Origin of the sequence: Exiguobacterium sp. s7, from assembly GCF_018618195.1 — a bacterium.
GTDB classification, from domain to species: domain Bacteria; phylum Bacillota; class Bacilli; order Exiguobacteriales; family Exiguobacteriaceae; genus Exiguobacterium; species Exiguobacterium mexicanum_A.
In genome coordinates, this window is the sequence record NZ_JACSLO010000003.1 from 196,785 (window position 1) to 212,296 (window position 15,512).

Here is a 15,512-nt window from a genome sequence, read left to right on the forward strand (position 1 = left end):
GGGAGGTTTTTTTCGTGGCAACGAAATCATTGAAGCCATTATCAGGTAGTCCGAACGCTGTCTCGACCGAAACAGAAATTGAGGCGCTACGCATGGAGCCGCTCCCATACGGGGAAGACCGCGCTGAGAGCATCGAGACAATGAAGATGGTGATGGGGCAACTGCCTCGGACCGAGCTCGTCAAGGAGACGGATGACACGCTCCATTATGTCGTCACGTCGAAAATGATGCGCTTTAAGGATGACGTTGAATTCCGATTCGACGATGAGACAAAACAGATTGAATTCCGCTCGGCATCACGACTCGGTCACTCTGACTTTGGGGTGAACCGGAAACGGATGCAGGATGTGAGTGAACGCTATCGGAGGTTGATGAGATGAAGGATTATCAGTTGATTGTGATTGGTGGAGGCGCGGCCGGGATGACGGTCGCGGCTGGTGCCGCAAACTTAGGCGCAAAGGTCGCCTTGGTCGAGAAGAAAAAACACCTTGGTGGAGACTGTCTTCACGTCGGGTGTGTCCCGTCGAAAGCGCTGATTGCCGCTTCGAAAGAAGCGAGTAGCATGATGCAGGCGGCGCGTGTGCTCGGAGCTGAGTTTGATGGCCGCGACCATTACCAGACGACGAAGGCGCGTGTCGATCGTGCCCGCGCCATTATCCAAGATCATGACGGAACGGAGCGTTTCGAAAAACTTGGTGTCGATGTGTATATCGGCGAGGCATCATTCCAAAGCCCGTACGAGCTTAAAGTCGGAGACGATTTGTTGATTGGGAAAAAGTTTGTCATCGCGACCGGATCGAAACCGACCGTACCGCCGATTGATGGATTGGACAGTGTGCCGTACTTAACGAACGAACAAGTTTTTGAAGAAGAAACGCTGCCAGAAAGTATCATCGTCATCGGCGCCGGCACGGTCGGGCTTGAACTTGCCCAATCGTTCGCTCGTCTTGGAAGCCAAGTGACCGTGCTTGAGGCACAGGACACGTTCTTACCGAAAGAAGATGAGTCTGTCAGCAAATTGCTCCGCTCCCAGCTCGAGATGGCGATGCGTCTGAAAATCGGGGTGAAAGTGAAGCAGATTGCGGAAGAGGACGGACGTATTCACGTCACGACTGAAGTCGATGGCGAGACCGTGACGTATGAGGCTGACAAACTGCTCATGGCGACGGGCCGTAAACCGAGAATTGATGAACTACGGCTCGACCGGGCGCATGTGAACGTGAAAGACGGGTACGTTGATGTCACTTCGACATACCGGACGTCCCAACCGCACATTTTCGCGATCGGTGACACGATCAAGACGTTACCGTTCACCCATGCGGCCGGAGAAGAAGGGAAAGCCGTCGTGGCGAACGCCTTGTTCGGACTATGGAACAAGGTCGACTACACGAAGATGCCGTGGATCACGTTCACGGACCCGGAAGTGTTCCACGTCGGCATGACCGAGGCCGAGGCACGTGAGCGTCACGGCGATGACGTCGAGATTATTGAAGCGAAACTGTCTGAGGTCGATCGGTTCGTCGCCGACCGTCAAGAGACAGGATTCGTCAAAATCATCACCCGGAAGAACGGTAAGATTATCGGTGGGCACGCGGTCGGAATGACGGCCGGGGATTGGATGCAAATCGTCGTCTATGCGATGCAGCGGGGCGATAAGATCGGTAAACTGTCCCGGATGATCTATCCGTACCCATCGCGTAGCGAAGCGGTCAAAAAGGCGGCCGACTTGTACTGGCGGAAACGTTTGTTCAACAGTCCGCTCACTGAGCTCGCTCGTAAATATTTTGAATGGACGCGGTAACGAAAAAATCCCACTCTCGATCGAGTGGGATTTTTTTATGGCAAAACGATCGTATCAATCATTTTGGGCGATCCTTCTGACAAATCGACGAGTGGTTTAATCAACACTTCGACGCGGCGGTTTTTCGAACGTCCGGCTTCCGTGTCGTTCGTCGCAATCGGTTTGTATTCCCCGTAGCTCGCAAGTGTGAACTGCCCAGGGTTCAAGGCGTCGTTCGTCAACAAGCCGCGCATGAAGGCGGTGGCTCGGGCTGAACTGAGTTCCCAGTTCGACGGGAAGCGGGCCGTATTAATCGGGATGTTATCCGTATGACCCGATACGACGATTTCACGATTGCCGGCTTGTTCGAGAATACCGCTGATGGAGCGGGCGACTGCTCTAGCATCGCCATCGAGCGTCGCTTCACCCATGCTGAATAGAGCCCGGTCTTGGATCGTCAGGACGAGACCGCTCGAATTGATGGTCGCTTCGATCTCATCCTCGAGTCCATTCTTTTGAATGTATTGATTGACCTCTTCTTTCAACTCATCGAGCTTGGCGAGTTCGTACGTCCGTGGATTCGCCGTCGTGTCCGTTTTGTTCGTGCGGCTAATATCGCTGTTCGAGGCGGTCGAGGCTTGAAACACACTCGTCCCGCCTGAGAACACTTGATTAAAGGACTGGGACATCTTTTCGAGCTTCGTCTGGTCGACGTTACTCGAGGCGAACAAGACGATGAACAAAGCGAGCAGAAGCGTCAGGAGATCGGCATAAGGAATGAGCCAGCCTTCAGGGATATGTTCTTCATGATCATGCTTCTTTTTGCGCTTCATAGTTCGCTCGCTCCTTTGGAGACAAATACACGGCCAACTTATCTTCTAGCGTCTTTGGTGATTCTCCGCCTTGGATGGATAAAATTCCTTCAATCATCATTTCCTTGACGACGACTTCGCTCTTCGAATATTGCTTCAACTTGTTAGCGAAGGGGAACCAAAGGACATAGCCACTAAAAATCCCGAACAGTGTCGCGACAAAGGCAGCTGAGATGGCATATCCGAGTTTGTCGATATCCGATAAATCTTTTAATGCGGCGACGAGTCCGATTACGGCCCCGAGGACACCGAGTGTCGGCGCATATGTCCCCGCTTGCGTGAACACGTCAGCGTTCGCTTTATGGCGTATTTCCATGTTCTCGATATCACGAGACATCACTTCGGCGATGTACTCGGACGGTTGGCCATCAATGACCATCATCATGCCTTGCTTCAAGAACGGTTCTTCGACTTGTTCAAGGGCTGTTTCAAGCGATAACAAACCTTCTTTACGCGCTTGCGTCGATAAATCGACGAATTGCGTCAACAGGCCCGATTTACTCGGCAACTCTTGCTTCTTGAATAAAATTTTGAACAGTTGGGGAACCGTCTGTAACTGTTCTTTTGATACGGCGATGCTGACCGCGGCAGCTGTACCGACAAAAATAATGACCAGTGCTGCTGGGTTGATCAGCGGGGCGACCCCCGCGCCTTTCAAAATCATACCGCCGATAAGCGTGAAGAAACCGAGTAAAAGTCCTATTAAAGTGACGACATCCATGTCTATGTTTTCCACCTTTCTAAAGAGATCGGGAGACAAAAAAAGCGAGAGACTTAACTCGTCTCCCGCAAATGCGTTCCCGATGGTTAAGCGCCGTTTTCGTCAATCAGCATTTGAATGCTGATATTTCGTTCTTCACGCTCTATATCGGTTAACACGTCGTATTTTTTTAATAATGCGTACAATTGATTCACAACTTCTTGATCGAGTGACCAATGTAGCAGTTCTTCAAGTTGGAAATAAAGATGGGCGGGCATACATTGTGACTGACGCTCCAACCTTCGCGAGACATCCGTTAGCGAATGATCTACCGTACTAGGGTCCACGGTTTCATTCAACCTCCTCAACATTCTTAAAGTCTATCTCTCATATTACCAAAAAAATCGACAAACAGTTAGCGATACATTTTTCTAGTTGGCAATTTTAAAAGTGAGGAGTAATATGAGCCTTAGAAAACTAGATATGAAGGAGATAGCGAGATGCGACATCGATTGACCGTGCGGGAAATGCGCATAAAACGAATTGAAGCGCTCTACCGGCTCGTGTTTGAAAAGCCGGCCCGTTTTATCGCGACTGGATTTTTACTCGCCATCTTGACTGGTGCGACCCTGCTCTACATGCCGTTTGCACAGACGCAACCCGTGTCGTGGATTGACTGTCTCTTTATCGCCACGTCGGCCGGTACGGTGACCGGGTTGTCGACGATTGATATCGGCTCTTCCTTCAACACGTTCGGCGAGCTCGTCATCGTCGCCTTGATTCAAATCGGAGGTCTCGGCTTCATGACGGTCGCTCTCATGTTACTCAGCGTGCTCGGGAAGAAAATCGGCTTGAAACAGCGGATTCTCCTTCAAGAATCGCTCAACTTGTCGGGGCCTGGCGGCACGGTCCGGCTCGTCCGCAACATCGTCTTCACGACACTGATCGTTCAGTTTCTAGGCATGCTGTTTTTAACGTTCGAACTGTACAGCACCGGTGATTATCGCTTCGGCGAGGCATTGTATTATGGCTTCTTCCATGCGGTATCAGCGTTCAATAACGCGGGGTTTGCCCTTTGGCCAGACAGTTTGATGCAATTTGAACAGAATACGGCCATCGTCATCACGATTGCCGTCCTCTTGATGATTGGAGGGCTCGGCTTCACGACGATTGCGGACGCGACCGAGGTGAAGCGCTGGAAACGGCTCGCGCTGCATTCGAAAATCATGATTGCGTCACTCGCCATCGTCAACGGCATTGCCTGGTTCGCGCTCATGCTGTTTGAATGGGTGTCGACGGAAGGGAGTTTATATGGACGCCCGTTCGGTGAAGCGTTGCACGTTACTTTCTTCCAGGCGGTGACGACACGGACGGCCGGTTTCAACACGGTCGACATCTCGACGATGGCGCCTGTGTCGATCGGTGTCGTCTTGATTCTCATGTACGTCGGTGCAGGGGCCGCTTCCACCGGGTCCGGGATTAAAGTGACGACCGTGGCTGTCATTTTGGCGGATATGTGGGCGTTCATCGTCGGTAAAAAGGAGACGGTCATCTTGGAGCGGACGATTGACGCGTTCCAAATCAAAAAAGCGTATATGGTGGCCATCACCAGTTTCATCTTTATTTTATTGATTACCGCACTGACCATCTTGACGAACGGCCACATTTCGGCGACCGCGCTCCTATTCGAGACGGTCTCGGCGTTCGGCACGGTCGGGTTATCGCTTGGAATCACGGCAGAACTGAACGATGCCGGAAAAAGCTTTATCATGTTCATGATGTTGCTCGGCCGCGTCGGCTCGTTGACGATTCTATTCACGGTCGCGAGACAAATGGACCGGAAGATTCGCTATCCAAAAGAGAAGTTGTTAATCGGATGACACACAAAAAGCCCTGTTCAGGGCTTTTTGTGTGTCTCGTAATAGGCGACGACTTTCGGCAAGTAGTCTTTCAAGTCAGGACAGACGATGTCCGTCCCGCTCAGTGCCCGCAACGTCTGGGTCGTATCGAAATGGACTTGATGTTTGAAATAGGCGAGTAGTTCGCGCGGAACGCCGTAACGTTCCGACAGATGCAGCGCCGAGAATCCGGTCTCCGCGACTGCGTGTGGAATCGTCCCGCGTGGAGGACGACCGAACATCTCTTCATGAATCATCCGGTACACTTCGCGTGCGCCGTGCGGGAACGGGTCCGTCAAATGGAACGTCCGTTTTAAACCGACCGGGGCGTGGGCGAGATAAGCGGTCGCCTCGACGACATAATCATACGGGACGAGGTTCACTTCGATATTCTGTCGTCCAATGTAAGGCAGCGGGGCGGCTTGGCGGAGTTGGTCCATCAGCTTCAAGACGAAGTAGACCCCGTCAAACTTTTTCGTCTCGCCGGTCTCGCTATGGCCGATGACGATGCCGGGACGGATGATGGTCACCGGCATCGAACCGAGCTCCCGCGAGACGATGGCCTCGGCTTCATACTTCGTCGCCTCGTAATGATTTTTAAAGCGGACACGGTGCCATAACTCGTTCTCATAAACGGTTCCTTGACGGCGTCCGGACACATAGGCGGTGCTGAAGTAGACGTATCGTTTCAAGTGCGGGGCCCGTTTCGCGAGCGAGGTGATGTGTTTCGTCCCAAGCAGATTGATGCGATACCCGACATCATAAGGGATGCTCAAGTCGTACGCAGCGGCCAAGTGAAACACGTAATTCACTTCACGTTCGATGACCGAGCGCATGATCGGGTCGAGCACGACTTCAGGCAGCGTGATATCGGCCTCGACGAGCACGAGTTGGTCATCTCGTAACGATGTCGCTTCCAACAGCTCCTGTTTTAAAGCGAGTGCCCCGGAACGTTCGGTCGGGAGGTGGAGCGCGTAAATCGTTCCGATTTGATTCGGCAAGGTTGCGAGGTGCGTGATCATCTTTCCGGCTAAAAAGCCGGGGAAACCGGTGAAAGCGTAATGGTTCATAATGTCTCCTCCGCTAAGTCCAACGTGAACGTGAATGTCGAGCCGACGCCGACGCTCGACTCGACCTCGATACTACCGCCGTGTGATTCGATGATTTCCTTACAAATTGACAGCCCAAGACCCGTCCCGCCAATTTGACGTGTGTCCGAGTTGTCGACGCGATAAAACTTTTTGAATAACTCTTCGAACGCATGCTCGGGAATCCCGATGCCGAAGTCTTGAATGGAGACGTGGGCTTGGTTACGTTCATGGCGGACCCGTACCTCGACTTCGTGGTGATGAGGCGAGTACTTGATCGCGTTCGAGAGCAGGTTGATGATGACTTGCTCGATGCGGTCTTTGTCGGCGATGAGGTGAAGCGATTCATCGGCGTCATCGAAATGAATCGAGTGATTGCTCGTCTCGCGGAAGCGTTCGACAACATCGCGGACGAGTTCGTTCAAGATGAAGTGGTCTTTTTTATACTCTTGATTGCCGTCTTCCATTCGTTGAATATCGAGAAAATCGTTCAACAGGTCGGTCAGACGCTTCGCTTCCTTCGCCATCGTCTTTAAGTAGCGCTCACGCTTTTCGGGGTTCAAGTCGCGAGTGAGCATCAATTCGATATATCCCGACAGTGACGAGAGCGGGGTTCTCAGTTCGTGGGACACGGTGCTGACCAATTCGTTTTTGATTTGGTCCATCCGTTCTTCTTCGGTCCGGTTGCGAAAAACAAACAAGAACCCACTGTCCATTCCGATTTGGCGTTTCGTATCCATACCAGTCCCATACATCTCGTAATATTGCTCGTCCCGATCATTCGGTTGCGGAATCGAGAAGCGCATTGACACTTCTCGCGCCGATCCGTCGAGCAACAAATCGATTTTTTTCAACATCTCGGTGCGGTCACGCGCGCGGAATGTCGTCAGGAGCGGAATTCGCTCTTGCATCTTGTTCGGGGCGATACCCGGCAAATCGAGCAGACGACGGGCGTGCACGTTCATGAAGAGGACGCTGCCGTTCGATTCGGTCAAGACGAACGCTTCATTGGACGCCTGTAAAATCGATTGGATGATATCCCGTTGCCGGGCGATGGCGTTCTTCTCCCGCTCGAGCATGCGCTCGACTTTCTTTCGGTCGCTGATGTCGCGCATGACGGCGACACGAAGCGTCTGACCTTGGAACGTCACTTCTTTCGGGTACACTTCCATCTCGAGGAACGTCCCGTCCTCACGACGGCCGATGACCTCATACGGTGTCTGGATATGATTGCGAATGCGGCGCAACACATCGGCCCGGTAGCCTTCGGCGATGAACTCGATCGTTTGACGGCCGACCATCTGTTCGGCCGGGATGCGAAAAATCGTTTCGGCCGCCTTGTTCGCGTCTAAAATCGTCCCGCCTTCATGGAATAGCACAGCTTCGATGACTGATTCGGCAAACATGCGATAGCGTTGTTCTTTATGAAGCAATTCGCCTTTCAAGGCAATCTCAGGACTGACATCGAACACGAAAAAGAAAAAGCCGATGACGCGTGCCTGCTCATAGACAGGGTGCATGAACAGTTTTCCGACGAAATGGGTCCGGTCTTTTCGTTGGAACTTCCATTCACGGTCGCCTCGGTCTAACGCCACACGAAGCATCTGTTCGAATGACAAGAGCCGCTCCGTTTCGTCTTGATAGTGGGTCCGCTTCTCGCTCAGTTCTCTTGACTCGAACAGACCGAATGGGGTCATTTCATAGAGTACTTCGTGCGGCGCATATCCGAACAGTTCGGTCGCGCCTTTATTGAAGCGATTGATCAACAGATTGGCATCGGTCATGATCATCGCCATATCAAGCTCCGTGTGCATCATGGCTTCGAACGCGTTATGTTGTACCGTCACCCGTGTATCGAGCGGGAGCGGCTCGATTGAGAGGATGTAGACGTCACCATTGGGGATGGCGTGAATCCGGATCGTCGGCATCTCATACGTCCAAGATAGTCCTTGCTCCATCCGTCGTGACAGCTCCATCGTGATCGGTGACTGGTTGACCATATGAAAAATGTTTGATCGCGTTTGTAAGTCTTCAGGGAATTGCTCTAAAAACGGACGGTTTGCTTGGACGATTGTCCCATCCGTCGTGATTAACGCTACACCGTAAGGTAAGGCGTGTAGCAGTTCGCTTTGGAGATGTCCTCGGTTCTCCATTAACGATGATCCCTCCTTCTCTATATCAAACGGGTACATCTTCAATACATTCGACAGCTCCCCCTTTGTTTTCCTGCCTTCAAACGGTAAAGTGAAGATAAGAACACATAGAGAGGGCGATGGACGTGAAAGGAATGGGGCTCAGCTTAATGATTGCCCTCGGGTTATGGTGGTGGGATGCACCGATTTGGAGCATCATCGCTTGCGTGGCAGTCGGCCTGCTTTGGCTCATTTGGCGGATGCGTCTCTCGACGATCCACCGCATCGACCGGATGGACGGCCGAGAATTTGAACTATTTTTAGAGGAAGTGTTCACCGCGCTCGGGTATACCGTGACGGTGACCCCGGCGTCACGTGATTTCGGGGCGGATTTGCTCCTTGAAGCAGAAGATGGATGGTCGATCGCGGTCCAAGCGAAACGCTATGAAAAGGCGGTCGGACTCGAAGCCGTCCAGCAAGTCGCGGCGTCTGTTCCATACTATGGCGTGAACGAGGGCTGGGTCGTGACGAACTCATCGTATACCGATAGTGCGTACGAATTGGCGGAACCGAATCAAGTTCGTCTGATTGCAAGAATGGAGCTCGAACAGTTGCTAAAAGAGGCCGGTTTTAAGCGATAAAATCAGGCGTGTTCACAACTTTGACAGAATGGCGGATTGTGTCGAAGAAAAAGGGGTTGTCTTTTTCATCAATCGATGCAATAATCATCTTCGTCATATGAAATATGTAGTCGCTGAAACGAGGAAAGGCGGCTAGCAGTACCAATTTGGGGGTTTCATAGAAAGACCAACCAAACACACACAAATCCAAGGTTGGAACGTATTAGGAGGAAAAGCGGTGCGCAAATTAATTTATGTAAAAGGTTGTGTCTTTACGCAAGGCGAAGCAACCATTTATGACGAGACAAATGATGCGATCGGATCTGTTCACCGCGACGCGGAGGGCAGTGTTCAAGTGCACAACTTGTCAGGCCGTCAAATCGCTCACGGGAAGTACATCCCGAACTGTCAAAAGTGGGTCGTCATGAACCACGACGGGCAGGCGATTGGTCAGTTGAAGGACAAATTCTCGTTATTCGGGAAAAAGTGTGAGTACAACGTCTATGAACGCGGACTCTATACGATTCAATACGATGTCGAGCGCTATAAGTTCAGCGTTCGAGACAAAGCAGGCAAGCTTGTGGCGGAACTCCGCAAACAAGAGGATGACTGCTTCTGCTTGACGAAAGAGGCCGACCAACTCTCGATGTTCGAGTTGTTGTCTGTCCTTAAAACGTTGACAGTAAAATCACGGATGCCCATCGCGGTATCGGTGTGACCAATATGACGAACACCAGTCACGGCGACTGGTGTTTTTTTATGAAAAAAAGCTCCATTCGACGTGGTCAAATGAAGCGGTTCAAATAATGTTTGGCCTCGATCTCGAGGGTCGTCACGCGGTGCGCGTATAAACAGAGTTTAAGGACGTGCAAGATGTTCGGGTGAGTATAGCCCATCTTCTCGATTGAACGCTTCGCACGGGTGTCGAGGAGCTCGATCGGGCTCGTCGACTTGGCGTACTCGGCGTAGAGACGATAAAAGTCGATCGGTGAGATGAGGTCGTCTTCATCACGGTCAGGGTTGTTGAAGATGAGCGCCAGGAGCGAACTCGTCTCTTCTAGCGAGAACAAGTGCTTCAAATCATCGAGTAAATAAATGATGGCCGCTTGTTGGAGCGAGTACTTTTTACCGACCCGGGGCACTCCGATGATTTTCCGGACCTCTCGTTTCGTCCAGTTTTGGATCGTGGTGGCGGATAAGTGTTCCCCCGTCAACGTGTTCGCCAAAGCAACGATTTGATTGATCGACAATCCGTTCTTTTCAATATGAAACAAATGAATTTTGCGAAGTTCTTTCGGGAAATGCTCACGCACGTCCTCTGGGAAGAGAGAGATGGCCCGGTCTACGTCGCCAACCCGCATATAATGAAGGCAATCAGCCAAAGTTTGAATCGAAATTGCGTCGCGCATACAGGCATCCTTTCTATAGCCACCTACGTCCGTTGGCTATACAGTCATTTGACCTCATTCTACCAAATGTTTGAAAAGGAAGCTAGGCTATCGCCTGATTAAGGTATAATGGAAACGTATAAAAAAATGTAGATAAAGGTGGTCCAACGATGAATGAATGGGTCAGTTCCATCCTGTCCATCGTCATTGTCCTGGTGTTTCTCGTCGGTCTTGAACAGATTGGCAAACGCCTCGGCTGGACGGATGAGACAATTCGAAAGAGTGTACATATCGCGGTCGGCCATTGGTCGCTGCTTGCAGTCTGGTTAATGGAGACTTGGTACGTCGCAGCCGTCCCGCTCGTCTTCTTCACGTTTGCGAACGCATTGCTTCTTTATAAGAGTCCGTCACCGGTCCACCAGACGGAGCGCAAATCACTCGGTACCGTCTATTATCCGATCGCCTTGCTCGTCATCCTGTACTTTTTCTTCGAATCGGAGCCGCTCGCTTTTTTGGCCGGATCGCTCGTTTTGGCGTGGGGAGATGGGTTGGCCGCTCTGATTGGACGTAAATATGGTACAGTGACGTACGACTTATACGGACAGAAACGCTCGTTTCAAGGGAGCATGGCCATGTTCCTCAGTTCGTACGCTGTCCTCTTTTTATTGTTTTTGTGGGATGATGTTCCACTTTGGCAAGTGGTAACATATGGATTCATCATTTCCATTATCGCTACGTTGACAGAAGCGATTTCGTATCGGGACTGGGATAATTTCACAATTCCTATCGTGGTGGCAGTAGCTACATCATTATTGCTATAAACTAATTGCTTCATTGTAAAGAAAACGTTGCTTGTCACCCCTGTCAAAGATTTGTATACTGTGTTTCGTACTGAAATCATTCAGTGACGTGTTTGCCTCTCTCTTGACAAACCGAGGCATGCTTAAAATAGAACGTAAAGGATTGAGGCAACGCATGAGCTTTTTAGACCAACTACTTACTATCATTCCGGCCGATCGCGTCAACCAAGACGAACCACTGTCGGCACACACGTATACAAAATTAGGCGGGAAGGCCGATTATTTCGTGGCCCCGCACACGTACGAGGAAGTACAAGCCGTGCTTGAACTTGCTCATCGCGAGAGCGTCCCGTTCATGATTCTCGGGTTTGGATCAAACTTGATTGTCCGTGACGGCGGCCTTCGCGGAATCGTCTTGAACTTGAACGAGTTGAAAACGATTCGTCGCGATGGGAATCAATTGATCGCCCAAGCCGGCGCGGCCATCATCGATGTGTCACGCCAAGCGCTCACCGAGGAACTATCAGGCTTAGAATTCGCCTGTGGCATCCCGGGGACGGTCGGTGGCGCAGTCTACATGAACGCAGGCGCCTACGGTGGAGAGACGAAAGACGTCATCGCGAGCGCGGTCGTCTTGTCACCAGAAGGCGAACTCATGACGCTCACGAAAGAAGAGCTCGACCTCGATTATCGGACGAGCCGAGTTTCTAAAGACGGGCTGATTGTCCTCGAAGCGACGTTCGAACTCGAGCCGCTCGGCTATGAGGCGATCAAAGAAGTGATGGATGACTTGACGCACAAGCGCGAGTCGAAACAACCGCTTGAATACCCATCGTGTGGTAGCGTCTTTAAACGACCGCCTGGTTACTTTGCCGGTAAATTGATTCAAGACTGCGGCCTACAAGGGAAGCGGATTGGCGGGGCGGAGGTCTCGCTCAAGCACGCCGGATTCATCGTCAATATCGATGAAGCGACGGCGACTGAATATATCTCGCTCATCCGTCACGTCCAAGCGACGGTGAAGGCGAAGTTCGAGATTGAGCTTGAACCAGAAGTCAAAATCATTGGTGAGGATATCGCCGTCGAAAACGCATAAGCACGAAAACGCTCGAACCAACCGGTTCGAGCGTTTTTTGATGATGTGACGACATAAAAACCGACAGAATAGTTCTGTCGGTTTGGTCCTTACGCTTGTAATTGTTTTGTGACCGCTTCAGCAGGCGCCACGAACGTGTAGCCGAGGTCACGCGCGACAGCCTCATACGTGACTGTCCCGTCGATGACGTTCAAGCCTTTGAGTAACGCCGCGTTTTCACGAAGCGCCGGGAAAATCCCTTTTTGAGCGCACTCGACGATATACGGCATCGTGGCGTTCGTCAAACCGAGTGTCGACGTGCGTGGGACGGCACCAGGCATGTTGGCGACGGCATAATGTTGCACGCCATAGCGCTCATACGTCGGTGCGTCATGCGTCGTGATGTGATCGATCGTTTCGCAGATTCCGCCTTGGTCGATGGCGACATCGACGATGACCGATCCTGGTGACATCTGTTGGACCATTTCTTTCGTGACGAGTTTTGGTGCTTTCGCGCCCGGGATGAGCACGGCCCCGATGACGAGGTCACTGTCAGCCACTTGTTTGGCGATATTGTAGCTGTTTGAGATCAGCGTGTTAATCGTGTTACCGAATTGGTCGTCGATTTGGCGCAGGCGGGCTGGACTGATGTCCATGATCGTGACGTTGGCACCGAGACCGATAGCGATGCGGGCTGCGTTCATCCCGACGACACCGCCCCCGATGACGGTGACGTTCGCACGCGGTACGCCAGGCAAGCCAGACAAGAGAATCCCTTTTCCGCCGTGCGGTTTTTCAAGGATTTGGGCCCCGATTTGAGCGGCCATCCGTCCAGCCACTTCGCTCATCGGTGTGAGGAGCGGCAACGTGCGGTCGATTTCAACCGTCTCGTAAGCGATCGCCGTCACGCCTGAATCGACGAGTGCTTTCGTGAGTTCTGGTTCGGCTGCCAAGTGCAAGTAGGTGAAGAGCGTCAAGTCCGGACGGAAATAACGATATTCAGACGGTTGCGGTTCTTTTACTTTCAACGCTAATTCGACGTTTCCCCAAACGTCTGCGGCTGTGTCGACGATTGTCGCCCCTGCATCGACATACTCCATGTTCGTGAAGCCGCTCCCGACACCGGCTTCCGTCTCGACGAGAACCTCGTGTCCAAGCTCAGTTAATACGGCTGCACCCATCGGCGTCAAGGCGACGCGGTTTTCATTGTTTTTGATTTCTTTCAATACCCCGATTTTCATGTAAAGTTCCCCTTTCTCTCTACTGATACAATTTGTTCACACCTCTAGTATAGCCCCATCCGAAAACGCTGTCTTTAGCATGGATTCTAAAAATGACAATGCCCACTTTGTGAAAAATCACAAAGCAGGCATCAATCATCTTGTCGGTATTGGCCTGCCTTGATGGCGAGGTAAACAGCGGCTCGTTCGGGCAGTGAGACTTGCGTAATATTCGTCAGTTCCTCGATGCGGCGAATCCGATAGAGCACGGTATTCGGGTGGATGTGAAGATGGGCGGCGACGCGTTTGACGTTCCCATCAAAATAGAAATACCACTCGAGCGTCGTGACGAGCTCGGTATGATGGGCGACATCATATGCCTGCAAACGCTCGATGGTCGGATGCGTTTCGAGCCGAAGCCCGATTCGGCGAGCGAGATCTGGGACGAGCTGATAAATCCCGATTTGTTCGAACGTGTGCGTCGCGGCAAGCTCATAGGGGAACTTCCGACGAAGCGACGTGACCTGTCGTGCTTCTTCCATCGCGGCATACAGCATGTCGCTCTCAAAGAAACGACGGCTGACGCCTAAACGTGGATCGACTTCCGTGAATTTCTCTCGGAGCTGTGTCTCGAAGCGATTGGCCCACTGCAAAAGTGCCGTCTCTTCCTCGGCTAACTCCGATTTCATATAATGCCAGACGAGTAGCTGTTGACCATCGATGGCGTGCAACACGACCTCGATCGCTTGTTGGGTCGCGAGAACATAAAACAATCGCTCCGCCAGCTGTGGGGTGATCGGTTGGCCGCACTCGATGATGGTGAGTCGGCTGGCGACAGCAATCGGGGCGAGTTCGTTCAAACGATCGCGATGAGCGGGCGACAAATTGGGGCTGGCCAACACCTCTAAAAAGAAACGCTCGAGCTCGGCATCGATGCGCCGCTCATGCATGGCGATGGTCATGAGCAATTTTTTAGCGATGCTCGCGCCTTCTTTTAACACAGTGAGCTCTTGTTCCGAGAACGGGGTCGTTCGGGCCAGGCTCCAAATATAACCGAGCACATCGTCCTGTTGTTTGATAACGACAGCGGCACGTTCGCCTAAACCGACAGCCACCCGGGCTGGGATGACGACCGGTTCGTCTCGGTCGATCACTTCTTGCAGGATTCCACTTTCCCATAAGTCCTCGATGACCGCTTCCGGCACACGACGGCCGATGATGGTCGCGATGCGGGCCGGGTCGGTCGAGTCGGGGTGGGTGCTGTAGGCGAGCAACTGGTGGTGGCGATTTTCAATCGTGATTGGGGCCCGAATCGCTTGTCCGATTGCTTCGGCGAGTGTATCGAGCGATTCATAAGATTTCTGCAAAAAAGGCATGTCGATTCCTCCTCTCTCTCACTATACCGTCTCTGTTGTGAAAGTTCACAAAAAGATGGAAGTGTTTTGAGAAGAAGGGGCGACATGCCTCTAAAATTCAGCTTAAATCGGGAAAAACAATCCGATGACGAGACCGAGCAGGGCACCGACGATGACTTGGAACGGGGTGTGACCGACCAACTCATTTAAAATCGGTGTCTCATGTTTGATGCCTTTGAAATAGTCGTTCAACAAACGGGCTTGGAACCCGACCGCTTGCCGGACACCGGTCGCATCGTACATGACGATCGTCGCGAAAATCAGGGCGAGCGCGAACATGCTGGAGTCGAGCCCTTCGATACGCCCGATCACGGTCGTCAATGCGACGACGGTCGAGGAGTGGGAACTTGGCATCCCACCTGAGGCAAACATGATTTCAAGTTCAAAATCTCGTGTTTTAATGAGTTCGGTTACGAGCTTGGCCGCTTGGGCGATGAACCACGCGAGCAAGGCGGCGAGTAAAGGTTCGTTAAAGAGCAATCGATTCACTTCCTGTCTGACAATGGTATCTACACTATACCCGA

Annotated in this window: 16 protein-coding genes; 7 read left to right on the forward strand and 9 right to left on the reverse strand. The window is 51.9% G+C overall.

The window, feature by feature from the left end:
• The first annotated feature begins 14 nt into the window (after positions 1-14).
• Positions 15-380 carry a DUF1499 domain-containing protein gene (locus KNP79_RS06075; RefSeq protein ID WP_215191576.1) on the forward strand — a complete coding sequence of 122 codons (366 nt, stop codon included), beginning with the start codon at positions 15-17 and terminating at the stop codon, positions 378-380.
• On the forward strand, positions 377-1,801 hold the full coding sequence (locus KNP79_RS06080; RefSeq protein WP_215191577.1) for a dihydrolipoyl dehydrogenase family protein: 1,425 nt from the start codon (positions 377-379) through the stop codon (positions 1,799-1,801). Before KNP79_RS06075 ends, KNP79_RS06080 begins: the two co-directional genes overlap by 4 nt.
• A 35-nt stretch (positions 1,802-1,836) precedes the next feature.
• Here the strand turns inward: KNP79_RS06080 and KNP79_RS06085 are convergent, their stop codons facing one another.
• The 3 genes from KNP79_RS06085 to KNP79_RS06095 all read right to left on the reverse strand — a co-directional run bounded on the left by KNP79_RS06085 (position 1,837) and on the right by KNP79_RS06095 (position 3,711).
• Positions 1,837-2,613 (reverse strand): flagellar motor protein MotB, encoded by a 777-nt coding sequence (locus KNP79_RS06085; protein ID WP_214788341.1) that lies wholly within the window; start codon positions 2,611-2,613, stop codon positions 1,837-1,839.
• Positions 2,591-3,373 carry a flagellar motor stator protein MotA gene (gene motA, locus KNP79_RS06090; RefSeq protein ID WP_034780808.1) on the reverse strand — a complete coding sequence of 261 codons (783 nt, stop codon included), beginning with the start codon at positions 3,371-3,373 and terminating at the stop codon, positions 2,591-2,593. Before motA ends, KNP79_RS06085 begins: the two co-directional genes overlap by 23 nt.
• 86 nt (positions 3,374-3,459) lie before the next feature.
• On the reverse strand, positions 3,460-3,711 hold the full coding sequence (locus KNP79_RS06095; protein ID WP_233005246.1) for a hypothetical protein: 252 nt from the start codon (positions 3,709-3,711) through the stop codon (positions 3,460-3,462).
• Positions 3,712-3,852: 141 nt separating this feature from the next.
• Between KNP79_RS06095 and KNP79_RS06100 the strand changes: the two genes are divergently transcribed.
• Entirely contained in the window at positions 3,853-5,232 is a 1,380-nt protein-coding gene (locus KNP79_RS06100) for a TrkH family potassium uptake protein (protein WP_214797436.1), read from the forward strand.
• A gap of 17 nt (positions 5,233-5,249) precedes the next feature.
• On the opposite strand, the gene KNP79_RS06105 is transcribed toward KNP79_RS06100, so the two are convergent.
• Both KNP79_RS06105 and KNP79_RS06110 read right to left on the reverse strand, forming a co-directional pair.
• On the reverse strand, positions 5,250-6,320 hold the full coding sequence (locus tag KNP79_RS06105; RefSeq protein WP_138860057.1) for an SDR family oxidoreductase: 1,071 nt from the start codon (positions 6,318-6,320) through the stop codon (positions 5,250-5,252).
• Positions 6,317-8,491, reverse strand: a complete 2,175-nt coding sequence (locus KNP79_RS06110; RefSeq protein ID WP_034780811.1) for a PAS domain-containing sensor histidine kinase — start codon at positions 8,489-8,491, stop codon at positions 6,317-6,319. Before KNP79_RS06110 ends, KNP79_RS06105 begins: the two co-directional genes overlap by 4 nt.
• Before the next feature lie 119 nt (positions 8,492-8,610).
• Here KNP79_RS06110 and KNP79_RS06115 point away from each other — a divergent pair, with 119 nt between their 5' ends.
• Both KNP79_RS06115 and KNP79_RS06120 read left to right on the forward strand, forming a co-directional pair.
• Entirely contained in the window at positions 8,611-9,111 is a 501-nt protein-coding gene (locus KNP79_RS06115; RefSeq protein WP_233005248.1) for a restriction endonuclease, read from the forward strand.
• 217 nt (positions 9,112-9,328) lie between these two features.
• Complete coding sequence (locus KNP79_RS06120) at positions 9,329-9,808, forward strand: LURP-one-related family protein (protein WP_034780813.1); 480 nt, start codon at positions 9,329-9,331, stop codon at positions 9,806-9,808.
• Positions 9,809-9,875: 67 nt separating this feature from the next.
• Here the strand turns inward: KNP79_RS06120 and KNP79_RS06125 are convergent, their stop codons facing one another.
• Positions 9,876-10,499 carry a DUF1836 domain-containing protein gene (locus tag KNP79_RS06125; RefSeq protein ID WP_034780815.1) on the reverse strand — a complete coding sequence of 208 codons (624 nt, stop codon included), beginning with the start codon at positions 10,497-10,499 and terminating at the stop codon, positions 9,876-9,878.
• A 149-nt stretch (positions 10,500-10,648) separates the two neighbouring features.
• Here KNP79_RS06125 and KNP79_RS06130 point away from each other — a divergent pair, with 149 nt between their 5' ends.
• Both KNP79_RS06130 and murB read left to right on the forward strand, forming a co-directional pair.
• Complete coding sequence (locus KNP79_RS06130; protein ID WP_034780817.1) at positions 10,649-11,299, forward strand: diacylglycerol/polyprenol kinase family protein; 651 nt, start codon at positions 10,649-10,651, stop codon at positions 11,297-11,299.
• Between the two features lie 154 nt (positions 11,300-11,453).
• Positions 11,454-12,374, forward strand: a complete 921-nt coding sequence (gene murB / locus KNP79_RS06135; protein ID WP_034780819.1) for a UDP-N-acetylmuramate dehydrogenase — start codon at positions 11,454-11,456, stop codon at positions 12,372-12,374.
• A gap of 89 nt (positions 12,375-12,463) precedes the next feature.
• Here the strand turns inward: murB and ald are convergent, their stop codons facing one another.
• The 3 genes from ald to KNP79_RS06150 form a co-directional block, all read right to left on the reverse strand.
• Positions 12,464-13,594, reverse strand: a complete 1,131-nt coding sequence (ald, locus tag KNP79_RS06140) for an alanine dehydrogenase (protein ID WP_034780820.1) — start codon at positions 13,592-13,594, stop codon at positions 12,464-12,466.
• A 131-nt stretch (positions 13,595-13,725) separates the two neighbouring features.
• A complete protein-coding gene (locus KNP79_RS06145) occupies positions 13,726-14,949 on the reverse strand; it encodes a PucR family transcriptional regulator (protein WP_215191579.1) in 1,224 nt (407 codons plus the stop codon).
• Between the two features lie 102 nt (positions 14,950-15,051).
• Positions 15,052-15,477 carry a divergent PAP2 family protein gene (locus KNP79_RS06150; RefSeq protein ID WP_131434844.1) on the reverse strand — a complete coding sequence of 142 codons (426 nt, stop codon included), beginning with the start codon at positions 15,475-15,477 and terminating at the stop codon, positions 15,052-15,054.
• Between the last annotated feature and the right edge of the window lie 35 nt (positions 15,478-15,512).